The 25,921-nt window shown below is 70.2% G+C and carries 26 protein-coding genes; 18 read left to right on the top strand and 8 right to left on the bottom strand.

All coding sequences use genetic code 11. The features are described 5' to 3' along the window. Window positions 1-243 precede the first annotated feature (243 nt). Window positions 244-1,578, top strand: coding sequence for a PAS domain-containing sensor histidine kinase (locus tag JQX13_RS21460; RefSeq protein WP_203410790.1), 1,335 nt, complete (start codon window positions 244-246; stop codon window positions 1,576-1,578). After that, a complete protein-coding gene (locus tag JQX13_RS56410; protein WP_430384214.1) occupies window positions 1,485-1,694 on the top strand; it encodes a sensor histidine kinase in 210 nt (69 codons plus the stop codon). The genes JQX13_RS21460 and JQX13_RS56410 overlap by 94 nt, the downstream gene beginning before the upstream one ends. A gap of 15 nt (window positions 1,695-1,709) precedes the next feature. Here JQX13_RS56410 and JQX13_RS21455 read toward each other — a convergent pair whose 3' ends face one another. Further along, window positions 1,710-2,045 (bottom strand): TerB family tellurite resistance protein, encoded by a 336-nt coding sequence (locus tag JQX13_RS21455; protein WP_203410789.1) that lies wholly within the window; start codon window positions 2,043-2,045, stop codon window positions 1,710-1,712. Between the two features lie 493 nt (window positions 2,046-2,538). On the opposite strand from JQX13_RS21455, the gene JQX13_RS21450 reads away from it, so the two are divergent. Then, entirely contained in the window at window positions 2,539-4,632 is a 2,094-nt protein-coding gene (locus tag JQX13_RS21450; RefSeq protein WP_203410788.1) for a PilZ domain-containing protein, read from the top strand. Window positions 4,633-4,664: 32 nt separating this feature from the next. Then, window positions 4,665-5,420, top strand: coding sequence for a hypothetical protein (locus JQX13_RS21445; protein WP_203410787.1), 756 nt, complete (start codon window positions 4,665-4,667; stop codon window positions 5,418-5,420). 30 nt (window positions 5,421-5,450) lie between these two features. Here the strand turns inward: JQX13_RS21445 and traC are convergent, their stop codons facing one another. Continuing rightward, window positions 5,451-7,259, bottom strand: a complete 1,809-nt coding sequence (gene traC, locus JQX13_RS21440; protein WP_203410786.1) for an outer membrane exchange accessory lipoprotein TraC — start codon at window positions 7,257-7,259, stop codon at window positions 5,451-5,453. A 189-nt stretch (window positions 7,260-7,448) separates the two neighbouring features. On the opposite strand from traC, the gene JQX13_RS21435 reads away from it, so the two are divergent. The 8 genes from JQX13_RS21435 to JQX13_RS21400 all read left to right on the top strand — a co-directional run bounded on the left by JQX13_RS21435 (window position 7,449) and on the right by JQX13_RS21400 (window position 14,285). Next, window positions 7,449-8,006, top strand: coding sequence for a DsbA family oxidoreductase (locus JQX13_RS21435; RefSeq protein WP_203412148.1), 558 nt, complete (start codon window positions 7,449-7,451; stop codon window positions 8,004-8,006). A 136-nt stretch (window positions 8,007-8,142) separates the two neighbouring features. Next, the gene (locus JQX13_RS21430) at window positions 8,143-8,385 is read left to right on the top strand and encodes a hypothetical protein (RefSeq protein ID WP_203410785.1); all 243 of its coding nucleotides are present in this window, start codon (window positions 8,143-8,145) and stop codon (window positions 8,383-8,385) included. Between the two features lie 198 nt (window positions 8,386-8,583). After that, the gene (locus JQX13_RS21425; protein ID WP_203410784.1) at window positions 8,584-9,537 is read left to right on the top strand and encodes a DUF4202 family protein; all 954 of its coding nucleotides are present in this window, start codon (window positions 8,584-8,586) and stop codon (window positions 9,535-9,537) included. Further along, window positions 9,534-10,622 (top strand): CgeB family protein, encoded by a 1,089-nt coding sequence (locus tag JQX13_RS21420; RefSeq protein WP_203410783.1) that lies wholly within the window; start codon window positions 9,534-9,536, stop codon window positions 10,620-10,622. Before JQX13_RS21425 ends, JQX13_RS21420 begins: the two co-directional genes overlap by 4 nt. A gap of 3 nt (window positions 10,623-10,625) precedes the next feature. Next, complete coding sequence (locus JQX13_RS21415) at window positions 10,626-11,405, top strand: sugar phosphate nucleotidyltransferase (protein ID WP_203410782.1); 780 nt, start codon at window positions 10,626-10,628, stop codon at window positions 11,403-11,405. Between the two features lie 96 nt (window positions 11,406-11,501). After that, window positions 11,502-12,386: a PIG-L deacetylase family protein gene (locus JQX13_RS21410; RefSeq protein WP_203410781.1), complete on the top strand. Its 885-nt coding sequence runs from the start codon at window positions 11,502-11,504 to the stop codon at window positions 12,384-12,386. After that, window positions 12,377-13,405: a GNAT family N-acetyltransferase gene (locus JQX13_RS21405; protein ID WP_203410780.1), complete on the top strand. Its 1,029-nt coding sequence runs from the start codon at window positions 12,377-12,379 to the stop codon at window positions 13,403-13,405. The genes JQX13_RS21410 and JQX13_RS21405 overlap by 10 nt, the downstream gene beginning before the upstream one ends. 73 nt (window positions 13,406-13,478) lie before the next feature. Further along, a complete protein-coding gene (locus tag JQX13_RS21400; RefSeq protein WP_203412147.1) occupies window positions 13,479-14,285 on the top strand; it encodes an FRG domain-containing protein in 807 nt (268 codons plus the stop codon). Here JQX13_RS21400 and JQX13_RS21395 read toward each other — a convergent pair. Further along, window positions 14,279-14,458, bottom strand: a complete 180-nt coding sequence (locus JQX13_RS21395; protein ID WP_203410779.1) for a hypothetical protein — start codon at window positions 14,456-14,458, stop codon at window positions 14,279-14,281. The two genes, JQX13_RS21400 and JQX13_RS21395, sit on opposite strands and share 7 nt — an antisense overlap. Before the next feature lie 216 nt (window positions 14,459-14,674). Here JQX13_RS21395 and JQX13_RS21390 point away from each other — a divergent pair, with 216 nt between their 5' ends. After that, window positions 14,675-14,815 carry a hypothetical protein gene (locus JQX13_RS21390; RefSeq protein WP_203410778.1) on the top strand — a complete coding sequence of 47 codons (141 nt, stop codon included), beginning with the start codon at window positions 14,675-14,677 and terminating at the stop codon, window positions 14,813-14,815. Between the two features lie 47 nt (window positions 14,816-14,862). Here JQX13_RS21390 and JQX13_RS21385 read toward each other — a convergent pair whose 3' ends face one another. From JQX13_RS21385 to JQX13_RS21370, 4 genes are all read right to left on the bottom strand, one after another. Next, window positions 14,863-15,501, bottom strand: coding sequence for an alpha/beta hydrolase (locus JQX13_RS21385; RefSeq protein ID WP_203410777.1), 639 nt, complete (start codon window positions 15,499-15,501; stop codon window positions 14,863-14,865). A 137-nt stretch (window positions 15,502-15,638) separates the two neighbouring features. Continuing rightward, complete coding sequence (locus tag JQX13_RS21380; protein ID WP_203410776.1) at window positions 15,639-16,775, bottom strand: hybrid sensor histidine kinase/response regulator; 1,137 nt, start codon at window positions 16,773-16,775, stop codon at window positions 15,639-15,641. Window positions 16,776-16,782: 7 nt separating this feature from the next. Then, window positions 16,783-17,232: a response regulator gene (locus JQX13_RS21375; RefSeq protein WP_203410775.1), complete on the bottom strand. Its 450-nt coding sequence runs from the start codon at window positions 17,230-17,232 to the stop codon at window positions 16,783-16,785. A gap of 18 nt (window positions 17,233-17,250) precedes the next feature. Continuing rightward, window positions 17,251-19,773: a PAS domain-containing protein gene (locus JQX13_RS21370; protein ID WP_343211121.1), complete on the bottom strand. Its 2,523-nt coding sequence runs from the start codon at window positions 19,771-19,773 to the stop codon at window positions 17,251-17,253. A 306-nt stretch (window positions 19,774-20,079) separates the two neighbouring features. Here JQX13_RS21370 and JQX13_RS21365 point away from each other — a divergent pair, with 306 nt between their 5' ends. Both JQX13_RS21365 and JQX13_RS21360 read left to right on the top strand, forming a co-directional pair. Beyond that, window positions 20,080-20,382 (top strand): DUF427 domain-containing protein, encoded by a 303-nt coding sequence (locus JQX13_RS21365; protein WP_239014985.1) that lies wholly within the window; start codon window positions 20,080-20,082, stop codon window positions 20,380-20,382. A gap of 92 nt (window positions 20,383-20,474) precedes the next feature. Continuing rightward, window positions 20,475-20,879: a TonB-dependent receptor gene (locus JQX13_RS21360; protein WP_203410773.1), complete on the top strand. Its 405-nt coding sequence runs from the start codon at window positions 20,475-20,477 to the stop codon at window positions 20,877-20,879. 15 nt (window positions 20,880-20,894) lie between these two features. Here the strand turns inward: JQX13_RS21360 and JQX13_RS21355 are convergent, their stop codons facing one another. Next, window positions 20,895-22,088: a glycosyltransferase family 1 protein gene (locus tag JQX13_RS21355; protein WP_203410772.1), complete on the bottom strand. Its 1,194-nt coding sequence runs from the start codon at window positions 22,086-22,088 to the stop codon at window positions 20,895-20,897. A gap of 150 nt (window positions 22,089-22,238) precedes the next feature. Between JQX13_RS21355 and JQX13_RS21350 the strand changes: the two genes are divergently transcribed. Genes JQX13_RS21350 through JQX13_RS21340 form a run of 3 tightly spaced genes read left to right on the top strand, consistent with a single transcriptional unit; the run spans window position 22,239 to window position 25,870 of the window. Beyond that, on the top strand, window positions 22,239-24,044 hold the full coding sequence (locus JQX13_RS21350) for an acyl-CoA dehydrogenase (RefSeq protein WP_203410771.1): 1,806 nt from the start codon (window positions 22,239-22,241) through the stop codon (window positions 24,042-24,044). A 1-nt stretch (window position 24,045) separates the two neighbouring features. Then, complete coding sequence (locus JQX13_RS21345) at window positions 24,046-24,858, top strand: hypothetical protein (protein ID WP_203410770.1); 813 nt, start codon at window positions 24,046-24,048, stop codon at window positions 24,856-24,858. Window positions 24,859-24,862: 4 nt separating this feature from the next. Continuing rightward, on the top strand, window positions 24,863-25,870 hold the full coding sequence (locus JQX13_RS21340; protein ID WP_203410769.1) for a metal-dependent hydrolase: 1,008 nt from the start codon (window positions 24,863-24,865) through the stop codon (window positions 25,868-25,870). Window positions 25,871-25,921: the final 51 nt, after the last annotated feature.

The following is a 25,921-nucleotide window of genomic DNA, read 5'->3' as shown; positions in this document are numbered from 1 at the left end:
CCCCTCGCCATGGACTGAATCTAACCCCAACAACACCGCGCGCAACTAAATCGTTCACGATTCTTCTTCGAGGGGCGGAGTGAGGGTCGGCCACACGCCCCGTGAACCGAACCATGCACGGACCTCTCCCTCCGATGAGAAACACCTTTGAGCACGTGCTCCTCCCGCTGCTCGGGCTCCGGGGGACGCTCCGCCGTGGTCCGGCAGGGGCGCACGTCCTGGCGCGCAGCTGAGGGCCACGAGATGCCCGAACAGAATTCGCGGACCCGGCCGGGACACGCGGCCCTGGATGAGGAGCTCGCACGGCTGCTCATCGAGAGCATCGACGACTACGCCATCTTCATGCTCGACCCCTCGGGGCACGTGGCGAGCTGGAACAGCGGAGCGGAGCGCATCAAGGGCTACAGCCCGGGGGAGATCCTGGGGCGGCACTTCTCCCTCTTCTACCCGCCCGGGGAGATCGTCGCCGGCAAGTGCGAGCACGCGCTGCGGTGCGCCACGGAGCAGGGGCGTTTCGCGGAGGAGGGCTGGCGCATCCGAAAGAACGGCGAGCGGTTCTGGGCCAGCGTGACCCTCACCGCCATGCGCGATGCCACGGGCCGGCTCCGCGGGTTCGCCAAGGTCACGAAGGAGCTCACCGAGCGCCGCCAGGCCGAGGAGCAGCTGCGCCGGAGCGAGGAACAGTTCCGGCTGCTGGTCTCGGGCGTGAAGGACTACGCCATCTTCATGATGGATACCGAGGGGCGCGTGCTGACCTGGAACGAGGGGGCGGCGAACATCACGGGCTACACGGCCAAGGAGATCGTCGGCGAGCCCGTCGCCCTCCTCTACCCACCCGGGGACGTGGCCCGGGAGAAGCCATCCCAGGACATCGAGACCGCGAAGCGGGAGGGCCGTCTCGAGGAAGAAGGATGGCGCCTGCGCAAGGATGGCACGACCTACCAGGCCCGAGTGACCCTCAGCCCCGTGTATGACGCGACGGGTGCGCTGCTGGGGTTCGCCAAGGTGACGCGCGACCTCACCGAGAGCAAGCGCGCGGAGGACGAGCGGGTCCGGCTCGCCCAGGCCCAGGAAGCGATCCGGATGCGCGACGAGTTCCTCTCCATCGCCTCGCACGAGCTGAAGACGCCGCTCACCGCGCTCCAGCTCCAGAGTCTGAGGGAGCGTCTGGACTCCGTCGAGCCGAGGGCCCATGCCAAGCTCGAGCGCGCGGTTCACAGCACCGAGCGGTTGTCGGACCTCATCGAGAAACTGCTCGATGTCTCGCGGCTCTCGAGCGGCCAGCTCACGCTCAACCTGGAGCGGTTCGACCTGCTCGCCGCGGTGAACGACGTCACCGAGAGCCTGCGCGAAGCGGCGTCCAACGCCTCCTGCGTGGTTCATATCCAGGGTGCGCAGTCCATCGAGGGGAACTGGGATCGCCTCCGTCGGTTTCGAGGGAGGGGTCCGATGCGCGCCTCGTCGTCACCGACAAGGGGCCCGGCATCCCGGAGAAGGCCCTTTCCCGGCTGTTCGGCAGGTTCGAGCGCGCCGCGTCGATACGCCACTACGGCGGACTGGGCCTGGGGCTGTACGTGAGCCGGGAGATCGTCGAAGCCCATGGCGGAAGCATCTCCGCCAGCAATCAGCCCGGAGGGGGCGCCTGTTTCATGATCCGCCTGCCGGCGGGCGAGACCGGTTCCGGGCCTCCGTGACGCGCGCCCCGCGGCTCAGCGCTCGGGGCTCAGGATGATGCGCAGCTCCTCGAGCATCTCCGTCTCGGCGGCCTGGAGCCGGCCATCGCACGCGATGAGCGCGCGGGCCGCCTCGAGGACCTCGTCCGGGCGGTCACGCAGGAGCGCCAGGTCCGGAGCCGGTGGGGTGGCGTTGCCCTCCAGCGACTTCTTGAGCGCGGCGATCTCCGGCTCCGGAACGCCCCAGCTCCGCGCCGAGCCCAGGATGGTCCCCACCTCCCGCAGGTCCAGCTGACCATCGCTCCAGGCCAGCTGGAGCATCAGTTTGAGCACCTCGATGTTGAAGTCGTCCTCGGCGGTGAGCTTGGCCATGTGGGTTCTCCGTGGCGTCACAGCCTCGCCGTTGGACAGCTGTCAGTAAAGCCCCGCCCTCTGCCCACGAGGCGACACCTCCCCCACGCGCCGGCTCCGCGAAAAGCCTCCAATCCCAGCAATCCCAAGCATGCGGCGGCCGTGGCTTCACACCAGGAGCCCACGGCTACGACGTCGCTGCAGCTCCGCCAGCCCGGTAAAAGCCTGACAATGCCCCGCGCGCGCCCTGCAAGTCTTTAATTGCCCGGCTCTACGCGGGAGCCGTTTTCCCTGAGATGAAGAGGGGTTCCAGGGTCTCGACCCGAGGGAGCGGACTTTTCCAGCCACGCGGAGCGGCGCGAAATCCAGAGCAAACACTTGCGGGGTTCGCCTTGACGAGGTGGGGGGTGGGGCGTTCTCTTTTCATGCAAGGGATTATTCTCGTCGTGGAAGAGCACGACCACGGCGAGACGGCACGGCGGTCACTGCCGTCCCGAAAAGGGAGGAGGAGCCATTGAGTGGAGATCTCGAGACGTCGGCCGGCGCTGTCCTCGCCGCGGGTACCTATTCGGGCTATTCGCTGCACACCCGGCCCGAGCAGGGCATCAACCTCATCCTGTCCCAGCCCGGTATCAGCTGCAGCCGCGTGACGCGGCTGAGCCCCACCGTGGTGTGGGCCCTGCCCGAGCCCGGCGCCGAGCTGCCGCCCCGGGAGCGCACGCTGCAACTGCTCCTGGACGACAACGGCCGCACCATCGGGCCGCTGCGGGGGGAAATCCTCTGGAGCGATCCGCGCCGGTACGACGCGCCCATCGGCATCCAGCTCGTGGACGTGACGGTGGAGCAGGGCCGGCAGATCCTCTCCACCCTGGACGCGGCGGTCCGCCAGGGGCGTGCCATGCCCGCGGTCTCGCCGCAGCCCATCGAGGAGGCCCTCGTCGAGCCCGAGCGCATCCGCTCCATCCTCAAGTCCGTGTGCGTGATGAAGCACCAGGGCGTGCTGCGGCAGCTCGGGCGGACGTTGCGCGTGTCGCTGGAGTACTTCGACGTGGTGACCTCCCAGCTGCACTGGCGGCTGGAGGAGCCGGGGACGGAGTGGGGCGCGGCGCCCTATGACATCGAGGTGGTGGGCCACAACTCCGCCTACCGCCTGCGCGTGTCGGCGCTCGAGACGCGGGGCGGCCGGATGGTGACGCCGATTCCGCGGCGGATGTGGAAGGTGCGCCACCGCTGGCACCGGCGCGTGCCCGCCCCGGCCGGCCTCCGCGCCCGTTTCCACCATCCGCTGTGGGGTGAGCTGGGCACCCTCGAGCGCGAGGCCGTGGACGTGTCCTTCAACGGCCTGTGCCTGCGCAGCCCGGCCGAGGACCTCATCTTCCCGGGCCTCCTGCTCCAACCCCTCGAGGTCCGGGGCGAGGGCGAGGAGCCCATCCTCCTGCGCGGCGAGGTGCGCTTCGTGGGGGACAAGGACGGGCAGAGGGTGTTCGGCCTCCAGGTCACCCCGTGCACGCCGCTGGACGAGTCGCGCTGGGTGCAGCTCGTCTCCCAGGCGCTCAGCCCCGCCACGCGCGGCGGAGAGCAATGGCTCGAGCCGCTGTGGGAGCTCCTCGTCGACTCGGGCTACTTCAACCTGTCCGGCAAGAGGACGGAGCACTTCGAGGAGCTGCGCGCCAGCTTCTTCGAGACGAGCCAGCGCGCCGCGCACCTGCCCCGGCTCTTCTGCCAGACGGTGTGGCCCTCGGAGCGGGGCGTGGAGGCCACGCTGTCCTCCGTGCGGCCCTACCGCCACAGCTGGCTGGTGCACCAGCTGGCCAAGCGCCCCGGCAGACCCGGCGGGGATGTCCCGCCCGGGCAGATCCTCCGCGACATCCACGTGCGCACGCTGGAGCACGCCCAGAGCGATCCCGACTTCCGTTGGCTGGTCGCCTACGTCGAGTCGACCGTGCCCCTCATCGAGCGCGTCCACATGGCCTATGCGCGGGCCCAGGCCGACGGCGGTGAGGCCCTGGTCATGCCCGTGCGCATCATGGACGTACACTGCGACGAGCGCAGCGGGCTGCCCTCGGACGGGTTCGAGATCGGCCCGGCCCGCTCCGAGGAGAAGACGCGCCTGGCGGAGGAGATCACCCGCACGCGCCCCGCCTGCTACGTGGAAGCGCTGGACCTCTCGCGCGAGCGGATGGATCTGCGGGACACGGCGGCGACGTGGCACGCGGCCGGGCTGGAGCGCGAGCGGCAGGTGCTGGTGGCTCGCCGCGGCGGTGTCGCGGTGGCCGCCATCCTCCTCGAGCTGGGACAGCCCGGGACGAACCTCTTCCGCCTGCTGGACGCGGCCCGCCTGTTCCCGCTCACCCCCGAGGGCCCGGACGCCTACGTCGCGCTGCTCGACGAGGCCCGCGCCTGGTACGCGCGGCGGGGCCGCTCCTCCTTCGTCTTCCTGCGCGAGGACGAGGATGACAGCTACGCCGCCGCCGCCCGGCTGCATGACGAGCCCGGCGCGAAGCCCTGCCTGTGGCTGCTCTCCACCCGGATGCTGCCCGAGTTCCTGGAGTACGTGAGCGAGGCGACCGTGGGTCGCCTGACGCCCGCGAACCACCGTACGGCCTGAAGAGAAGTACCGGAAGTAAGGAGTCAGTCGACATGAGTCTGGTCAAAGAGCTGTACGAGCCCTACGTCCTGCCCGCGCGTGCCCGCATCTCCACGAACCCCGTGATGCGCACGCTGGTGGACCCCGCCATCTCACCCGCGCTCCTGGAGCGCTTCTTCATCCAGTACCACTCGTTCGGCGTGTACATGACCGAGCCCGTGGAGGGGTGGATCCGCCGGGCTGGCCAGCGCTGCCTCATGCAGGGCCTGGATTCGCTCGGCAAGGGACTGCTCGCGCACGCGAAGCAGGAGGCCGGCCACCACCTGATGATGATCGACGACGTGCGGCGGCTGGTGCACCGCTGGAACATCCGCTACCCACCCATGCTCGTCGTGGAGCGGCTGCTGGCCCAGCACCCCACGGACGCGATGCGCGCCTACCGGCAGCTCCACGAGGAGACGATCGCCGGCGAGCTCGCCGCGGGGCAGATCGCCATCGAGTTCGAGATCAAGAACCTGTCCATGGTGCTGGGGCCGCACCTGCTGTCCAACGTGGCGCGGGTGCTCGGCCGGGAGACGCTGGAGGGGCTCGGCTTCCTCAAGGAGCACGTGCAAATCGACGTGGGGCAGACGGCCACCAACGCACGGATGATGGAGGAGCTGCTCCGCCTGATGCCGGAGAACGCCCGGACGCTCGCGGAGCTCGGCGCCGAGGCGCTCGACATCTACCTGCGCTTCCTCGGGGACTGCCTGCACTCGGCCGAGGCCGCGATGTGGACCTCGGGCTCGAACGAGGAGGCGGTGGCCTGACGCGGCCCCCCGCCTCCGTGGGCGCGTGACTCAACGCCCGAAGATGGCCTCGGGATTCTCCAGGCCGCGCGCCTTGGCCAGCGGCTGGAGGATGTCCTGGGGAGGCTCGTCCGCGGTGAGCAGCAGCGCGCGCACCGCCGTCTCCACCACGTCCTCGGCGCTGGGGCGCACCATGCCCCGCCGTGCGTCCTCCACCTTGCCCTGGCGGTAGATGTCGAAGCGCTCCTTCACGCGCTCGGCGATGGAGGCCATGGCCTTGTCGCCCGCCTCCACCCGCAGCTCCGCCTCGGTGCGCAGCTGCACCGGATCCGCCAGCACGCCCACCTTGTCATAGGCCTTGTTGGCCGAGTCCTCGGCCACGGCCGCGTAGTCCTCGGTGCGCGGAGAGGCACCCGCCGCGTCCTTCGCCAGGTCGATCAACCGCTCGGTGACGCTCGCGGTGATGGACAGCCGGTGCAGCTCCACGTCGTAGGGGTAGTCGGCGTAGACGGGCTCCTCCACCGTGAGGGGCTCGCGGTAGTAGGCGTCCCGGCCCCGCTGCACCTCGCGCCGCTGCAGCTCCGCGTTCTCCTGCGCCGCCTCCAGCCGGCGCTCCAGCTCCTTCGCCGCGTTGGCCCGCTGCGCCAGCGCGCCCTCCTCCTGCTCGCACTGCGGGTTGCAGCGGGCGGGGTTGCACTCGCTCGGCACATTCCCCGGCTTGGCCCTTTCGAAGGCCCGGATGCACTCGGACAGCCCCTTGGCGCACACCGTGCGCTCGCGCTCGCGGCAGCGGGCGGCCACCTCGCGCGCCTGGGCCAGCTCGTCCTGCTTGCGCAGGTAGTCACGCAGCACGCCCGACAGCCTGCGCTCCACGTCCTCCAGCTTGCGCTCCTGCTCCAACAGCGCGGCCTCCAGCTCGAGCCGGCGCGGGCTGGGCACGGCCTTGTTCGTCACCAGGTAGCGCTGCGACTTCTGGCCCTGCTCCACCGACTTCACCGGCATCACCCGCTCCACCGCCACCCCCAGGCGCACGCCCGGGTGGTCCTTCGGCGCATCCGCGGTGATGACACGGATGGGGACCTCCTGCGGCAGCAGCGCCGACAGCCGCCCCGGGGACAGCCGCTGCGCCACGTCCGGCGCCTCCGCCTTGTCCTCCGCGGGCCCCGTCACCACCAGGAAGGCGATCTCGTCCCGGAGCTTGCGACGCACCTCCTCGGCGCGCTCCCGGGCGGGGGTGACCCCCACGCGCTCCTGGTCCGCGCGCACGTACGCGAGCAACGCGTTGCCCAGCTTGCCCTCCTCCTCCAGCCGCTGCGCGGTGGAGAACCACCGGCGCGCCCAGGCCGTCTGCACCGCGACCACCCCCTTGCGCGCCGCCTCGTGCTCGGCGTCCACCGCCAGCACCGCGTCGAGCTCGGTCCGGGCATCCTGCAGCCGCTCCTCCTTCAGCGCCTCGAGCGCCACCGCCACCCGCGCATCCAGCGTCTGGCCGAGCAGCGCGCGCGCCGGGTCGTTCTCGTCGTCCAGCTCGATGGCGCGCACCAGCAGCGGCGTGGCGCTGGCCAGGTCCCCCTCGGCGTGCTTCGCCTGCGCGGCCTGGAACACCTCGGCGCTCCACTGCTTGCGCATGTTGCGCAGCTTCACCTTCACTTCCGAGTCACCGGGCTCCACGGCGAGCGCGCGCTGGTAGGCGGCCTCCGCCTGCTCCCAATTCCGAGCGGTGGTGAACTGGTCGCCTTCCTTCACCGCGCGCGAGAAGGCCGAACAACCCATGGCCGCGAGCAGGGCGAAGAGTGAGAGAACAATGAACCCCAGCCGGCGGGCCAGGGATGACGGGGGGCGGGCAGGCAAGGAACGCACGGGGAGTATCTTCCGGGAAAGGCGTGCCGGGATGAAGTTCTGATTCATCGCTTGCCCGCCCCCCGGGCAGGCTTCTGGAAACGGCCGCGTCACGGCGCTAGAAGAGCGGTGACTTCATCTGGACAGAGAGGTGTCCCCATGCCCGTGCGCATCCGGCTGTATTCGGACTTCGTCTGACCGTACTGCTTCATCGCGGAGCGGAGCAGCCTGGTCAGGCTGCAAGAGGAGTTCGACGTCGAGGTGGAGTGGAAGGGCTTCCAGCTGAACCCGGGAACGCCCCGGGGTGGAGTGCCCCTGAAGCGGCTCTTCGGGGGCCGCACGGAGATGATGCGGAGCCAGGTGGCGCGGTTCGCCCGGGGCTTCGGCGTCTCCATCCAGGTGCCCGGACACCTGTACAACACACGCCGGGTGCTCGCGCTGACGGAGTGGGCCCGGGAACAGGGTCGCTTCCAGGCCTTCTACGAAGCGGCCATGGAGGCCCATTGGCAGCGCGGCGAGGACCTCGAGAACCCGGACGTGCTCGCCCGCCTGGCCGAGCAGGCCAGCCTGTCTGGAGAGGAAGCGAGGAGCGCCATGGACGCGCCCCGCTACCAGGCCCGCGTGGACGCCCAGCATGAGGAGGGCGAGCGGGAGGGCGTGAGTGGCATCCCCACCTTCTTCATCGGGGACGTCCGCGTGGTGGGCTGCCAGCCGTACGAGGTGTTCGCGGAGGCCGCCCGCCGCGCGGGAGCACGGCCCCGGCGCTGAGCGCGCGTCTCCTCGCCTGTTGTGCTCGCGGGAAGGCGCTGCGTCCCGTCATCTCCCGCTCGGGAATGACGCGACGCACCAGTGGGTATGAAGACTCCCGAGGGGGGCCCACATTTCACCAGGGAGTATCTGCGACATGGCCTGCTCGCAACCGAAGCCCAATCCCACCGAGCTCCGCCTACCCATGTGGGCGGACCACCACCGCGTCGAGGACTACCGCAACGTCCATTGCCGCTTCTACTCCATGTGCATCGACGCGGCCGTGCGTGAGGACTGGGAGGGCTTCTCCTGTCAGAAGTGCCCCCTGTTCCACGACGACGCCGCGCCTCGCGCGGAGCAGTTCGCCTTTGATCAGCCGGCCGACAACGGCCGACCGTAGTCCAGGGGGTTGCCGGGTGAACGACACCCGGCTGTGTGCCAGCGCACGGGCCTGAGCCGGCGTCCGTGCACTGGCACACGTGGGCCCTGTCCTCCAGGACATTGGCCCACGCGCCCATACATGGGGCCCTGGCCTTTCGAGCCACGAGACAGCAACTTGGCCGCGTCCTCGACGTGCGGGACACCCGCGGGAGACGCGATGATCCGACAGCTGCTGCTGTCCGAACCCGACCTTCGTGCAGCTGACGCGCCGCCAGCGCCGTCTGGAGCCTTCGTCCTGCTGGCCGAGGAGTTTCCCTCCATCGCCGTGGGGCCGCCCGCTCCGGCCAGCAACGCGAACGTGCTGCGGCTCGACGTCCAGGAGTGGCGTGCCCCCGGTTTCGACCCGTTCGACTGGGACGAGCACGTCTTCGGCGCCGCCAACGCCTGCCCGGAAGGCAACTGTCTCGCCCTGCAACTCACCGGCGCCCCGCGCGAGGTGCTCGCCTCCTCGGCCCTGGAGATCCTCACCCGCTACCAGGGTCTGGTCGGCCGCCGCAATGCCGCGTCCGAGGGGCCACTCTTCGACGCCATCCTCGCGCGCCACCGGGCCCTGCATGACATGAGCAAGCCGCTCGTCGTCGCGGACTACCGGCATGCGCTGGACGCGTGGCAGTGGGTGCTGCGGCTCGCCCCGCGGGCGGACATCGCCCTCCAGACGGCGGCCCTCTTCCATGACGTGGAGCGCCTGCTCTCCGAATCCGACGCGCGCGTGGAGCACCACGCCCGGGACTACCAGGCCTTCAAGGACGCCCATGCGGCGCGCGGCGCGGACGTGGCGTGCGCGCTGCTCGCGGAGGTGGGCATGGACAAGGGCACCCGCGAGCGCGTGCGCTGGCTCATCGGCCGCCACGAGCGCCCCGAGTCGGACGTGTGCCTCACGCTCCTCAACGACGCGGACGCCCTCTCCTTCTTCTCGCTCAACGCCTCCGGCTTCGTGCGCTACTTCCCGCTCGAGCACACCCGCCGCAAGGTGGCCTACACGCTCGGCCGGCTGCGCCCCAACCAGCGCTGGCGGCTCGCGCGCATCCGGCTCGCGCCCCAGGTGCGCCGCCTCCTCGAGGAGGCCCTCGGCGCGGTCACCCTTCCCACCACGATGCAGGAGTCGGCATGAAGCTGGTGATCTTCGGCCTCACGGTCAGCTCTTCCTGGGGAAACGGACACGCCACCCTCTGGCGCGGGCTCATCTCCGCCCTCACCGGCCGCGGCCACCGCGTGGTCTTCTTCGAGCGGGACCAGCCCTTCTATGCCTCCCACCGGGATCTCCTCGAGCTGCCGCCAGGCGCGGAGCTCGTGCTCTACTCCTCGTGGGAGGAGATCCTTCCGCGCGCGCGCCTGCACCTGCGGGACGCGGACGCGGGCATGGTGACGTCCTACTGCGCGGACGGTGTCGAGGCGGGCCGGCTGGTGCTGGGCTCGCGCGTGCCGGTGAAGTCCTTCTATGACATGGACACGCCCGTCACCCTGGAGCGGGCCGAGCGCGGGGAGAACGTCGAGTACATCGGCCCGGAGGGACTGGGCGACTACGACATCGTCCTCAGCTACACGGGCGGCGAGGCCCTCACCGGGCTGAGGCGGCTCTTCGGCGCCCGTCATGCCGTGCCCCTCTACGGCAGCGTGGACCCGCGGGTGCACTTCCCGGTGGACGGCAGGGAGCACTACCGGGCGGACCTCTCGTACCTGGGCACCTACGCCGCCAACCGGCAGCAGGCGCTGGAGCGCCTCTTCCTGGAGCCCGCGCGGCGGCTGCCCGAGCGGCGCTTCGTCATCGGTGGGGCGCAATACCCCCAGGACTTCGCCTGGACGCCGAACCTCTTCTTCGTCCGGCACCTGCCCCCCGTGGAGCACCCGGCCTTCTATTGTTCATCCAGACTCACGCTCAACATCACCCGCGCCCCCATGGCCGCCATGGGCTGGTGCCCCTCGGGGCGCCTCTTCGAGGCCGCGGCGTGTGGCACCCCGGTGCTGTCCGATGCGTGGGAGGGACTGGACTCGTTCTTCCGCCCTGGCGAGGAGCTCCTCATCGCGCATTCCACCGAGGATGCCGTGGAGGCGCTCTCGCTCTCGCCAGAGGAGCTGGCCCGGATGGGCAGGCGCGCACGGGAGCGCGCCCTCACCGAGCACACGGCGGAAAGACGCGCGGAGGAGTTGGTGGCGTCGTTGGACGGAGCGCGCATCTCGAACCATGCGAGGAACTGATTTATGTGGGGACTCATACCGGCGGCTGGCATCGGCAGCCGCATCCAACCACTCGCATTCTCCAAGGAGCTCCTGCCCGTAGGAGGCCGCTACGACGGCAAGACGGAGCGGCCACGCGCGGTGAGCGAATACCTGGTGGACCGCATGGTCCTCGCGGGGGCGAAGAAGATCTGCTTCATCATCTCCCCGGGTAAGTCCGACATCGTCGAGTACTACGGCGGCTCGGTGAGCGGCGCGCAGATCTGCTACGCCGTGCAGCCGGAGCCCCTGGGGCTGTGTGATTCACTCTTCCGCGCCGTGCCCCTCATCCACCCGGACGAGGAGGTGCTCATCGGCCTGCCGGACACCGTCTGGTTCCCCGAGGACGGCCTGTGCCGGCTGCCGAGCGGGGGGCTCTCGTTCCTCTGCTTCCCGGTGGCCCGCCCGGATCTGTTCGACGCGGTGGTGGCGGACAAGGACGGCACGGTGCGGGAGATCCAGGTGAAGCAGGAGGGCGCCACCAGCCACTGGGTATGGGGAGCCTTCAAGCTCACCGGCGCCATCATGCGCGAGCTGTACGAGCTGTGGCTCACCCGCGAGCCGCGAGATCCGTACATGGGCACGCTGGTGAACGAGTGGCTGGCCCGGGGTGGCAAGGCCCTGGCGGTGCGCGCGGGCGAATCCTACGTGGACGTGGGAACGCTCAACGGCTACCGCGAGGCCATCCAACTGCTCGGCACGCGGCCGTCACGAGGCCCCGTCACGGTGCAGGACGAAGGTGTGACTCCGCCCGCTCCGCACTAGCGCGGCGGGTGGAGGACCTCTCCCAGGGGGGAGAGGGAGTCAGGGTGGCGGAAGGGGAGGCGGCGATGGCGAGGGCAACGAGAAGGAGGTGCGCGCATGCTGCCTCCTGATGAACCCATCCAGCTCGGGGAGCGAGAGAACGAGCACGGACGCACCGTCGCCGACGTCCTCGGACCCCTGCTGCAACCCGAGGCCCTGCGCGGCCCCATTCTCGTCGTGGCCGCGCACCCGGATGACGAGGTGCTGGGTGCCTCGTGGCTGCTGCGCCACGGCCCTGGCTGCCATGTCGTCCATGTCACCGACGGAGCACCGCGGGATGCGTCGCTGCGCGCCCCGGACGCGCCGCACACGCGCGAGGCCTACGCCCGCCTCCGGGAGAGGGAGGCCCTCGCGGCACTGGCTCTCGCCGGAGTCCCTCCGAACCACCTGTTCTCGCTGGGCGCGGCGGATCAGGAGGCCACGCAGCATCTCGTCACGCTCACCCAGTGCCTGGTGGCCCTGCTCAAGGCGCTCCGCCCGACACTGCTCGTCGTCCACCCCTATGAGGGGGGACACCCGGACCATGACGCCGCCGCCTTCGTCTCGCATGCGGCCGTGGCGTTGATGGCCCGCTCGGGGCGCACCCCTCCGGCACTGCTGGAAATGACGTCCTACCACCGCCGCCAGGAAGCGCGCGTCACCGGCGACTTCCTCCCCGCGCCGGACGGCCGGCTCGTCGCCACGGTGTCCTTCACCGAGGCGGAGCATGCCGCCAAGCGGCGCATGCTCACGTGCCACGCATCGCAGGCGCGGCTGCTGGAGACCTTCTCCGTGGAACAGGAGCGTTACCGCGCCGCGCCCCGCTACGACTTCACCCGTCCGCCGCACAAGGGAACGCTCCAATACGAAACCCATGAGTGGCGGATGACGGGCACCCGCTGGCGGGAGCTGGCCCGACAGGCACTCGAGGAACTGAAGCTCCCGGAGGCACCATGGCATTGACGACGGACCTCGTGCTCCCCCTGCGCCCATCGGCCCGGCCCCCCGCTCCGCTCGAGGTGGAGGAGATCGTCTCCTTGCGCGGATTGGAGCAGCTGCGGGGCGAGTGGCGTTGGTTGTGGGCCCGTTGTCCCGGAGCCACCACCTTCCAACGGCCGGAGTGGCTGCTGTCCTGGGTCCGGCACCTCGGCGCCTCCTTCTCGGCGCAACCGCCCTGGGTGGTGACGCTGCGGAGCGAGGGCCGGCTGGTGGGGCTCGCGCCGTTGACCATTCGCGAGGAGAACGGCGCCCGCGTGGTGCGGCTGCTCGGCGAGGGCGTCTCCGACTACCTCGACGTGTTGATGGACCCGGAGCTGGCTCCGCACGGTGTGCGGGCCCTGTTCGACTGGCTCGGCCGCAATGGCGAGCGCTGGGACACGTGCGTCTTCGAGCAGCTCCGGGAGGACTCGCCGCTCCTGCGGACGCCCGTGCCCGAGGGATGGGGCGAGCGCTCCGAGGTGCAGGAGGTCTGCCCCCAGGTCCTCCTCCCCTGGACGGCGCCGGGAGGGCTCGCGGCCGAACTGCGTCAGGCCCACCGCCGCCTGGAGCAACTGGGCCTGGTGCGTCTCCAGGAGGCGGACGCGAGCAACCTCGAGGCGATGATGGACACGTTGGTGCGACTGCGGGGCACGCACTGGGACGCCTCGCTCCAGAGATTCCACCGCGAGGCCGCGCGCGGGCTGCTCGCCGTCAGGGCCCTGCGCCTGTTCGTGCTGCACGTGAAGGAGCAGCCCGTGGCCTTCTTCTACGGCTTCCGGGACGGAACGCACCTCCGCTACTACCTCGGGGGCTCCGCTCCGGAGCTCCAACACCTCGACGTGGGCTCCCTCCTGGTGGCCCAGGCCCTCGAGGAAGCGAGCCACTGGGGGATGGAGATATTCGACTTCCTCCGAGGTGCCAGACCCTACAAATACGCCTGGGGCGCGAGCGATACACGCAACCACTGGCGCTGCATATGGCACGGCCCCGAGCGGAAGATGTGAAGCCATCCGGGGGAGAGGGCACGGTTGAAGGAGGGACATGCCAATGGACTCCGAGCTGCCCATCTTCCCCCGCGTGCAGGAACATCGGATCGACAGCTGGGGGGAGCTCCAGGAAGAACTCTTCACGGGCTCGTGGAACGAGGCGCTCCACCGCTTCCGCCCGACCCTCGCCTTCCGCGGCATGCCGGACTCGCGCCATGACCTGGCCACCAGCCTCAACCGGCGCGGCGGCAACTACGCCCGCCAGGAACACGTCATGCTGCGCGCCTTCCGCAAGTACGCGCGCGGCACGACCAATCCCTGCGAGTCCCTCTGGGATTGGCTGTCGCTCGCGCAGCACCACGGCCTGCCCACGCGCCTGCTCGACTGGACATTCAGCCCCTACGTGGCGCTGCACTTCCTCACGGAGGACCCCGGCCAGTACGGCGTGGACGGCGTCGTCTGGTGTGTGGACTACCGGGAGACGAACCGGCTGCTGCCCCGCCCCCTCAAGGCCCAGCTCCGCGAGGAGGGCGCGGATGTCTTCAGCGCGGAGATGCTCGCCGAGGTGGCCAGGGATCTCTCCTCCTTCGACAAGCTCGCCCGCCACCCCTTCGTGCTCTTCTTCGAGCCGCCCTCGCTCGATGAGCGCATCATCAACCAGTTCGCCCTCTTCTCGGTGATGAACGACGCCTCGGCGCGGCTGGACGCGTTCCTCGAGAAGCAGAAGCGGGGCGTGCGCCGGCTCATCGTCCCCGCCCGCCTCAAGCAGGAGGTGCGGGACAAGCTCGACCAGGCCAACATCACCGAGCGCGTGCTCTTCCCCGGCCTGGACGGGCTCACCCGCTGGTTGCGGCGCTACTACAACCCGCGTCCTCCCGGTGCTCCGTCCGGTCAGTAGGCGTGGATATCCCTATCCGAGGGCGGACGCTGGCCCGGAGAGATGCGCCCCTCCGTCTCCACGCGCTTGTCGCCAATCCTGCTGACGCCACCGAGGATGATGGTGAGCGTGATGGCGAGGAAGAACACGAGCAGGGCGAACACGAAGAACGCCAGTGCGAAAGATTCCGACATGGAGACACCTCCTTTCAACTCAACCTAGGGCCGTAGCCGGAGCCGCGCAGCCGACGCCCGCTCCCTCGCTCTCCATCCCTGGACGCGGAGGGCTTGCCGTCTCCCGGCGAACTCCCGACCTTGAGTCACAAGTCAACAAACCCATCGCGCCGGAGGACGCACGACATGCCTCGCAAGCCTCAAGAGGAAAACCCCACGATGCACGGGGACGCCAAGATGAGCGAAGAGACCCGCAAGGAGGTATTCGGCAAGTCGGAGAAGGAGAGCGCTCCCGAGGACGCCGACCGTCAGCGTGAGTTCGGCGGGCCCTCCCAGAACAGCAGGAAGGACAGCGCGGGGAGTGACAAGCACAGTTGAGGTGCTGCTTCGGGAGGCGGATGCGCACGGCGTCCCCTCCCGGTGTTTCAAGCCCGGAGCTCTCGCAGCAGCCAGTCCCGGACCCGCGTGAAGACGCGCTCGGCGGCCTCGTCCAGGACGTGCCCCGCTCCCGGGATGAGCTCCAGCTCCTTGCGTCCCCGAGCCCGCTCGTGGATGGAGAGCGAACAACTCGGCGGCAACACCGCGTCCGACATGCCGTGCACGAGCAACAGCGAGCGGGGATGCAGCTCCGACACCGCTTCCGTCCCGTAGCTCTGCGGCGACAACCCCACCACGGTCGTCACCCAGGGAGACTGCGCCCCGGCGTCGATCATCACCGCCCCGCCGAACGAGTGCCCCACCAGCGCCACCCGCTCCAGCCCGTGCTCCACCAGGAACTCCACTCCCGCGAGCACGTCCTGCACCGCCTCCGCCAGGTCCGTCGAGTGGCGATACTTCAGCCGGAGCGTGGACAGGTGATGCCTCAGCAGCTCCTCGCCCAACCGTGGGTACAGGCCCAGGGCCGGCGTATCGAAGCCACCTCCCACGCCTCCCGCCAGCAACGCCCCCGCCTTCGCTCCGAGCGACTCGTAGAGCAGGGTGTCGACGGGTCCCCTCCTCGTCTTCAGGGTGTACGGCCGCGGCTCCAACCCCGCCCCGTCCTGCGGCGTCTCGATCTCCGACATCGGTCGGCGCCTCCTCTTCTTCAGCCCTCGCACCTAGGGTGGGCATGGCTGGCGGGCTGGGAAGGTATGGGAGCTCGAGCAGGAAGACGGAGGGTAGACCCTCACCCTGGCCCGCTCCCAGGGGAGAGGGGATTGGCTCAGGCCTTCGCGGCCAAGGAGGGATGGCGCGGAAGGATCAGCCAGAAGCAGGTGCCCTCCGCCTCCGTCGAGCGAACCTGCACCACGCCCCCGTGCGCCTTCACGATTTCATGCGTGATGTAGAGTCCCAGCCCCAACCCCGAGCGGGAACCCGAGCGGGCGCCATCCCTTCCCCGTACGAACGGATCGAAGATGTGCGGCATCCGCTCCGCCGGGATGGGCGTGCCCCCATTGTGCACCTCCACCCGCACGCCGTCGCCCTCGTCGCGCGCCACCACCCGCACCTCGCTGTCCTCCGGCGAGTACTGCACCGCGTTGCCCACCAGGTTCGACGCCGCCTGGGCGATGCGATCCGCGTCCCACTCGCCCCAGCCGGTGCCGGACACGCTCAGCTCGAAGCGCCGCTGCGGGTGCGCCACCTCCAGCTCCTCCACCACCTGCCGCAGCACGTCATGCACGTTCATCCACGTGCGCTGCAGCGTGTAGCCCCCGCCCAGCCGCGTGCGCGTGAAGTCCAGGATGTCGCCAATCATCCGCGCCATCCGGTCCGACGAGATGGAGATGCGGTTGACCGCCTTGCGCTGGGGCTCGGACAGCCCTCCGTAGCGCAGGAGCAGCGCCGCGTTGCCGGAGATGGCCTGCAGCGGGTTGCGCAGGTCATGCCCCAGAATCCCCAGGAACTGCTCGCGGAATACCGCCGTCTGCCGCGCGGCCTCCTCGCGCTTGAGGCCCTCCTCGGCCCGCTTGCGCTCGATGGCGTAGCGCAGCGCGCGCACCAGCAGCGGGCCCGTCACCTGCCCCTTCACCAGGTAGTCCTGCGCTCCCGCGTGCACGGCCTTCATCGACAACTGCTCGTCGTCCGTACCGGTGAGCACCACCAGGGGCAGCGCCGGCGCCGCCTGCAACATCCGCTCGATGTTGGACAGCCCGTGCCCGTCCGGCAGCGACAGATCCAACAGCACCACGTCCCACCCCGGCTCGCCCACCACCGCCAGCGCCTCCGACATGCGTGTCACGTGACGCACCTCGAAGCGCACGGAGGGCACATCCTTCAGCTCCTCCTGCAGGAGCCGGGCGTCCCCGGGGTGGTCTTCCACCAACAGCAGCCGCAAGGGCCGCGCCTCGTTGATGCTCATGGAGGCCTCACTCCACCGTGGGCAGCCGCACCACCGACAGCCAGAAGTCGTCGATGGAGCGCACCACGGAAATGAACTGCTCCAGGTCCACCGGCTTCGTGATGTAGCAGTTGGCGTGCAGATCGTACGTGCGCAGGATGTCCTCCTCCGCCTTCGACGTGGTCAGCACCACCACGGGGATGCGGCGCAGGCTCGAGTCCGCCTTGATGTCCGCCAGCACCTCGCGCCCGTCCTTCTTGGGCAGGTTGAGGTCCAGCAGGATGAGGTCCGGCCTCGAGGCGTTCGCATGGGGGCCCTCGCGGCGCAGGAAGGCCAGCGCCTCCACCCCATCGCGCGCGACGGAGAGGTGATTGCTCACCTTGCCCTCCTTGAGGGCCTCGATGGTCAGGCGGACGTCGCCCGGGTTGTCCTCCACCAGGAGGATTTCGATGGGCCGTCCGCGGGTGTCGTCACTCATGAGGAAGCGCCCTGTGTCCTAGGAGGGGGTGGGAACCGCGGGCAGGGTGAACCAGAACGTCGTCCCCTGTCCGGGTTGCGAATCCAGTCCGATGCGGCCTCCGTGCCGCTCGACGATCTTCTTGCAGATGGCGAGCCCGATGCCCGTGCCAGGGTACTCCTCCTTGCCATGGAGCCGCTGGAAGATGACGAAGATCCGCTCGAAGTATTGTGGCTCGATTCCGATGCCGTTGTCCTCCACGGTGAAGCGCCACTCGGTGCCCTGGCGCTCGGCATCCACGACCACCCGGGGCGGCGTCTCGCCACGGAACTTCAGCGCGTTGCCCACCAGGTTCTGGAAGAGCTGGATGAGCTGCGTCTCGTCCGCCATCACCGCCGGCAGCCGGCTCTGCACGAGGGTGGCGCCCGACTCGTCCACCAGCGCCTTGAGGTTGGCCAGCGCCTTCTCCAGCGCGCGCCCCGAGTCGACGGGCTTGAACTCGTGGCCGCGGGTGCCCACGCGCGAGTAGGTCAGCAGATCCTCGATGAGCCGCTGCATGCGGTTCACCCCGTCCACGGCGTACTGGATGAACTCGTCCGCGTCCGTGTCCAGCCGGCCCTTGTAGCGCCGCGACAACAGCTGCGTGTAGCTGGCCACCATGCGCAGGGGCTCCTGCAGATCATGCGAGGCCACGTAGGCGAACTGCTGCAGCTCCTCGTTGGAGCGCGCCAGTTCCTGGGCATGCTCCTGGAGGGCCAGCTCGGCGCGGCGCCGCTCAAGGCCCTGGGCCATCGCCTCCGCCACCGTGGACAGCGTGGCCAGGGTCTCCTCCTCCAGGGGCCGCAAGCCGAAGACGGCGAGCACGCCCACGAGCTGCCCACGCACCAGCAACGGGGTGCCCAGGAAGGACACCAGCCCCTGCGTCTGGATCCAATCGCGAGAGCGCAGGCCGGAGTGCCGCAGCACGTCGTTGATGAGCAGGGGCTTGCGCTCCTGGCCCACCTTCCCCACCAGGCCCTCTCCCAGCTCGAAGCGGGTGGGCTGGAAGGCGGTGGGCACGGAGATGCCGGCATGGCCCTCCAGCAGCAGCGCGCGGGCCTCCCGGTTCCACGTCCACAGCTGCGCCATGGGCAGCACGGTGAGGTTGCGCACCACCACCTCGGCGCAGGCTTGTATCAACCGCGCGGGCGTGTCCTCGCGGGAGAGCACCTCGCTCACCTGGGCGCGCAGGACCTCCAGCTCGCGGGCGCGCTGCTCGCTCTCCAGCCGGCGCGAGGCCTCCTCGGCCTGCCGCTGGGCGGTGACGTCCGTGCTCGTGCCGATCCACTCGCGCACCTGCTTCTTCGCATCGAGCAGGGGCACCGCGCGGGCCAGGGTGACGGCGTAGCTGCCATCCGCCCGGCGCACGCGCAGCTCCACTTCGTAGGGCTGCTTGAGCGCCCGCGCCGCCTGCCATCCGCGCCGCACGCGCTCCTGGTCCTCCGGGTGGACGACGGCGAGCCAGCCAAAGCCCTTGTACTCCTCGAACGTCTGCCCGGTGAAGGCGCGCCAGGAGGGCGAGTCCTCCTCCACATGCCCCTCCGGCCGCGTCACCCACACCGCCTGGGAGGTGGCGTTGATGAGCGAGCGGAAGCGCTCCTCCGCACGCACCGCGTTGCCGTAGAGGCGCGCGTTGTCCACCGCCATGGCGGCGCGGGAGGCGAGCTGCTCGGCGAGCGCCACGTCCGAGGGGGTGAAGCGCCGGCCGGACTCGGCGGTGACGAGCGCGAAGGCGCCGAAGGTGCGGCCCCGTGCGGTGAGGGGCACGGTGATGGCCGAGCGCAGGCCCAGCGTGCGCGCGATGCGCAGGTGCTCCTTGTCTCCCCGCGTGGCGGCCACCAGCGCCGCGTCGGAGATGTCCGGCATGACCGAGGAGCGGCCGGTGCGGATGACCTCGTGGAGGCCGTTGGGGTCCTTCGGGTCGGGCGGGTAGCGCTGGCGCAACTCGTGGGCGAGCTTCACCTTCGCCGGGTCCACGTGCGCCACCGAGAGCAGCCGGACGACGCCGTCCTCCCCCAGGATGTCCAGCGAGCACCAATCCGCCAGCCGGGGCACCACCAGCCGGGTGAGCGCCGCCAGCGTGGTCTCGTAGTCCAGTGAGGAGGAGAGGAGCTCGCTCGCCTCCGTCAGGAACTGCAGCGAGTCCTTGGCCCGCCTCTGCTCCTCGATGTCCGTGCAGGTGCCGAACCACTTGATGATCTGCCCGGAGGCGTCACGCACGGGATTGGCCCGGCCGATGAACCAGCGGTACACGCCGTCGTAGCGTCGGCAGCGGTACTCCACCTCGTAGGGCTCACCGGTGCGCAGCGAGTGCTGCCAACGCTTCTGGGCCTCGGGGATGTCGTCCGGATGGAAGGGCAGGCGCCAGCCCTCTCCGTAGGTCGGTCCGGGGCTCGTGCCGGTGTAGTCGAACCAGCGTTGGTTGAAGTAGTCGTGGTGACCATCCGGGCGGGTCGTCCACACCAGCTGGGGGATGGCCTCGGCGAGTTGCCGGAAGGCAGCTTCCCCTTCGGGACTGCTCAAGGTCTGGCTCAGAAGCGTGTGGACGTCCGGGACGCGTCGCTCGGTGGGGTTCATGAAGGGAGACGTGGGACGTTAACAGCGCCAGAACAGCCCGAAACGCCCCTCCCCATCCACCTATCATCTCCCTTTCCAACAGCCGACAATCATGCGCCTGGCGCCGCCCCTCCCTGGGAACGATGCATGGAGCGCCCGGCCGGCCGCCTCCCCGTTCCTGGGACGCCCCGTCCGCGTGCCTCCTGGAGGACGGAAGGAGTCCAGGACCGTGGCGCCGTGCCCATGGGCCGGGCAGAGATGCGGGGACACGTGATGAGACAGGAGGTCCCCATGGCCCGGGCGGTGTGGAACGGAAGGGTGCTCGCCGAGAGCGCCACGTACGAAGTGGTGGAGGGGAACATCTACTTCCCCCTGGAGGCGGTGAATCGCGATGCACTGAGGCACAGCGACACGCACACCACGTGCCCATGGAAGGGCGTGGCGAGCTACTATGACGTGATGGTGGACGGAAAGGTGAACAAGGACGCGGCCTGGTACTACCCGGAGCCGAAGGACGCGGCTCGCAACATCCGGGGGCACGTGGCCTTCTGGAAGGGCGTCCAGGTGGAGCGCTAGCGGATGTCCTGGCTCCTGCCCTGCGCGCTCCTGTCCGCGACCCTGGCGCAAACCTCCCCCGCCCCCCGGTGACGGAGGAGCTGCGGCTGCGGGTGGCCTACAACGCGTTGCAGGCGACGTTCCGCGACTACGTGTCCCAGGGAAGGCAGCTGAGGGGCAACCAGGTGCCAGGCATTCCAGCGCACCAGGTGAGCGCGGAGGCGGTGTACCAGCACACGAGCGGAGCGCGAGCGGCGGTGGAGGTGTTCAGCGCGGGCGGGCTGTACGCGGACGACGCGAACACGGTGCGCGAGCACACGGCCTGGGTCGTGAACGCGCGGCTGGGGCACCGCTTCCAGATGGGCGTGTTCGAGGTGAGCCCCTTCCTCGGACTGCAGAACCTGCTGTCGGCGCGCTACAGCGACAACGTGCGGGTGAACGCGAGCCGGGGACGCTACTTCGAGCCGGCGCCGCCCCTCACGGTGTACGCGGGGGCGGGCCTGTCTCATCGCTGGTGAGGCCAGACGCCTCGCTCAGGCATCCATCCGCGGCTCTGGAGTGGAGACGGGAATCCGCCGGGAGCGTGCCTCCACCGCCCTGTCGATATGGTCCTTCATCCCGCGCCAGGTGTGGTCCCAGGACAGGCGCGAGAGGAACGCGTCCACCCGGGGCAGCCACGCCTCGTGGGATTGGGACAGGCTCTCCTCCACCGCCTGGACGAACTCCTCGGGCGTGTCGGCGATGCGCACCAGCCCCAGCTCGCCATACGGACGCACCACGTCCCGGATGGAGGTGGACACCACGGGCCTGCCCGCGGCGAGGTACTCGGGCGTCTTGGTGGGGCTGAGGAAGCGGGTGGCCGGCGTGCGGGCGAAGGGCGTCATGGCCACGTCCCAGCTCGCGAGGTAGGCCGGCAGCTCCTGGTAGCTCTTGCCCCCGAGGTAGTGGATGTTGGGCAGGCGCGGCAGGCTGTCGGGGGAGATCTTCACCACGGGCCCCACCATCACCAACTGCCAGTCCGGACGCGCCCGGGCCACCCCCTCCACCAGCGCCAGGTCCATCCGCTCGTCGATGACGCCGCAGAAGCCGATGCGCGGCCGGGGCAGGTGGGCCTGGTCGTGCGGGGCGTCTGGCCCCAGGCGGGCCTGGGCGAAGTGCGGCACGTCCACGCTGCTCGGGAAGGGATGGACGTTGGAGTGGCGCTCCCGCTTGGCCTCGTAGAGGTGGTGGCCCCCGGTGAACATGACGTCCACGTGCCGCATCAGCTCCGCCTCACGCTGCACCAGCACGGGCGGCGCGCCGGTGAAGGCGGACAGCTCGTCCATGCAGTCGTAGACCACCGCCCTGGGCCGCAGACGCCGAGAGAAGGCCAGGGCCATGGGGGTGTAGTACCAGAGCACGAAGTCATTCACGCCCTGGTCCTCGAACAGCTCCTCGAGCAGCTCCCGCTGGATGGCAGCCAGGACGTCCGGGTCCATCCGGGTGCCCGGCGGTGGATCCGGCGTCACCTGCGTGGCCCCCTCCACCTCGATGTGGGGAACGGCGAGCCAGACGCCCTCCGGGGAGCGGGAGACCTCCATGCGCGTGGGGCCTGGACCCCAGGCAGGCTCCTCCACGAAGAAGACGCGGCGCTCGCGTGCGAAACGGGACATCAGGTGCTGCGGACGCTGGAAGACGAACTTCCAACGAAGGTGCGACAGACAGACGAGGTCGGGGAGGTGCGACATGTCGAGTCCTCCAGCAAGGTGACGCGCAACGCGTTACAGGGAGGGTGGGTGTTGCTCCCGATCTTTTCATTGGACTTCTAGCCAGTACGTCCGGGGCGGCGCTCGAACCCTCCCCCGCCCACCGGCAAGCGTGTGGCATAACCCCGGCCCATGACCGCTCCCTCCTCGAACCCGCTGCTCTCCGACCGCGACGTGGACTTCCAGCTCTACGAGGTGCTGGACACGGAATCGCTCTGCCAGCTCCCGGCCTTCGCGGACCACTCGCGCGAGACGTTCACCCTCTTCCTGGACAGCACGCGCCGCTTCGCGCGGGACGTGCTCTTCCCCACCTACCGGATGATGGACCTCGAGCCGCCGGTGTTCCGCGACGGCCGTGTCCACGTGCACCCGCTGATGCGCAAGCTGTACCCGCAGCTCGTCGAGCTGGGCCTGCTGACGGCCATCGTGCCCGCGGAGGCGGGAGGCCAGCAGCTCCCCATCACGGTGTACTCGCTGGCCTCGGCGTACCTGATGGCGGCCAACCTGAGCGCGTACGGCTTCGTCGGGCTCACCAGCGGCGCGGCGCACCTCATCGAGGCCTTCGGCAGCCCCTGGCTGAAGGAAGAGTTCATGTCCCGCATGCACCGGGGCGAGTGGACGGGCACCATGGCGCTCACCGAGCCGCAGGCGGGCAGCAGCCTCGCGGACGTGCGGACCCGGGCCACGCCGGTGGAAGACGGCACGTACCGCATCACCGGCTCGAAGATCTTCATCAGCGGAGGGGACCAGGACTTCACGGACAACGTGGTGCACCTGACGCTGGCGCGCATCGACGGCGCTCCGGCGGGAACGCGGGGCCTGTCGCTCTTCGCCGTGCCCGCGCGCCGGCCCGAGAACGGGCGGCTGGTGGACAACGACGTGCGCGTGGCGGGCGTCATCCACAAGATTGGATGGAGGGGCATCCCCAGCGTGGCGCTCAACTACGGCGAGGGTGGTGACTGCCGCGGGTGGCTGGTGGGCGAGGCGGGCAAGGGCCTGAGCCACATGTTCCAGATGATGAACGAGGCGCGCATCATGGTGGGCCTCAACGGCGTGTCGACGGCCTCGGTGGCGTACCACGAGGCGCTGGCGTACGCGCAGAACCGTCCGCAGGGGCGCCCGGCCTGGGAGAAGGACGCCGCGCGGCCCCAGCGTCCCATCATCGAGCACGCGGACGTGCGGCGGATGCTGCTGCGGCAGAAGGCCATCGTGGAGGGAGGCCTGTCGCTGCTGGCCATGGCCTCGTTCCAGGCGGATGTCGCGGCCCACGGCAAGACGCAGGAGGAGCGCCAGCGCGCGGGGCTGCTGTTGGACCTGCTCACCCCGCTGGCGAAGACGTTCCCCGCGGAGAAGGGCTTCGAGGCCAACGCGCTGGCGGTGCAGGTGCACGGCGGCTACGGCTACTCGAGCGAGTACCTGCCCGAGGCGTACCTGAGGGATCAGAAGCTCAACAGCATCCACGAGGGCACCACGGGCATCCAGGGGTTGGATCTGCTGGGGCGCAAGGTGATGGCGGCGGGAGGAGCCGCGCTGCAGGCCTTCGCGGAGGAGGTGTCGGCCACGGTGGAGCGGGCGCGCCGGGCGGACGTGCCCTCGGAGTGGGGCGAGGCGCTGGGCAAGGCGATGCAGGAGGTGCTGGAGCTGACGATGGAGCTGGGCGCGGCGGGCATGGCGGGCGAGGTGGAGCGGATGCTGCGCCACAGCGCGCACTACATGGAGCTGTTCTCGATACTGGCGGTGGCGTGGCGGTGGCTGGCGCAGGCGGCGGCGGCGCGCGAGGGCATGGCGCGTGGCTCCGAGAGCCGGGACTTCTACGAGGGCAAGCTGGCGGCGGCGCAGTACTGGATTCACACGGAGCTGCCGCGCGTGTCGACCCTGGTGGCGCTGTGCCGCACGGGGGAGGACTCGTACACGCGGATGCGCTCCGAGTGGTTCTGACATGACCGTCTCGCTCCACCTGTGCCAGCCCGGCCGGGGCGCCTCGTGCGGCGCCTGCTGCGGCCTGTACAACTTCCGCGACCACTCGCGCGCCACGCTCACCGAGCGCCTCGCCGAGCAGACGGCCACCTTCCGTCCGCTCCCCCGGGAGCCCGGGGCGTACCAGGCCGCGGCCCGTGCGCTGCGAGAGGCACGTCAGGCCACGCCTCCGCTCTTCCCGGCGGTGCGCGTCTGCCCGCTGCTCGGCTTCCTCGACGCGGAGCACACCCGGGTGGGCTGCCTCGGCCACCCGAAGGTGACGGGCGGCGAGGACCTGCGCGACTGCGGCGTCTACCGCGCCGACATCTGCGAGACCTTCACCTGTCCCTCCTTCACCTGGCTGTCGGATGCGCAGGCCCGGCTCATCCAGGCGGCGTGCGCGGACTGGTACCTGTACGGGCTCGTCATCACCGACGTGGAGTTCGTCCGTGGCTGTCTGCGCCTGCTCGAGTGGGAGCTGGCGCGTCCCGTGGACCCCGAGGCCCTCCTCGTCCGCCCCGAGGCGCTCGAGGCCGTGCGCCAGCTCTTCGCGTTGAAGGAGACCGCCCCCGACCGGGGTACCCACGCCGCGGTGTTCGGCCGCTTCACCCCGGACACCGAGGGCGAGCCCGTCTCGCGCACGCTCGACTACGCCGCGCTGGGCGCGCGTGCCGCCCCCGAGGACGAGGTGGTGCTGTGCCTCGGGTATGCCCCCACCCGGTTGGAGGAGCTCACGCGGGCGCGGGAGCTCGTCCACGCGCACGTGCGAGCCGTGGCGCTCGCCCTGGACTCGTGACGCGATGGACAACCTCACCCATGGGTTGCTGGGCCTGGCCCTCGGCGCGCTGCGCCGCCCCGAGGCCCCCGCCGGTTCGCCCCTCTCGCCCACCGACAAGGCCGTGCTCCTCGGCTCCGTCCTCGCCGCCGAGCTGCCCGACCTCGACACCCTCCTGCCCGCCGCCAACTCCGTCGACCACGCCCTGCGCGCCCACCGGGGCCTGTCGCACGCGCTCGCCTTCGCCCCCGTCATGGCACTCGCCGCCACCGGGCTCGCCCTGCTCTTCTTCCGCCGCGCCCGCTTCCTCCCCGTCTACGTCTCCAGCCTGCTCGCGCTCGCCGTCGCGCACCTGCTGCCCGACCTGTGGACCGGCTGGGGTACCCGGCTCCTCCTCCCCTTCTCCGACCAGCGCCTCACGCTCGACTGGACGATGGTGGTGGATCCGCTCGTCACCCTCCCCCTGCTCGTGGGGGCGGGGGTGGCCTGGCGGCGCCGGACGCACTGGCGGCGCGCCCTGCTCGTGGGGCTCGCGTGCTCGGCCGCGTACGTGGGCCTGCGCGGCGTGCTCCAGGCCACGTTGACCTCCCGGGTCCGCGAGGCCTGGCCCTCCGCCGAGCGCGTGCAGGTCTTCCCCGCGTGGCTCTCGCTCACCACCTGGCGCTACGTGGCCGTCCTCCCTTCCGAGTACGTGGCCGGCACGGTGTCCCCCGGAGAGCCTCCTCTCGAGGAGCGCCGTCTGGCCCGGCCTGCTCCGGACGTGCTCACCGCGACCCTGCGCGCGGTGCCCACCGTGCACGAGGCGCTCGCCTGGGCTCGCTTTCCCGTTGTCTCCTCGGCTCCCGGTGAGGGGGGACGGACGTCGGTGCGCATTGGAGATCTGCGCTACCACCTGCACGGCGAGCCCACGCTCACGTTCGTCCTGGAGGTGGAGCCAGACCTCTCGGTGAGGGAGGCCCGGCTCGAGCGCGGTGGCAGTGCGCGGGAACTGCTCGAGCGCTGGCGCTCGGTGAAGGGCATACCCTCACCCTAGCCCTCTCCCAGGGGGAGAGGGGACCTGCACGGGCGCTCGGCCGCTCGCATG

The organism is Archangium violaceum, assembly GCF_016859125.1.
Classification (GTDB): Bacteria; Myxococcota; Myxococcia; order Myxococcales; family Myxococcaceae; genus Archangium; species Archangium violaceum_A.
This window is presented reverse-complemented; position numbering and strand designations above follow the sequence as displayed.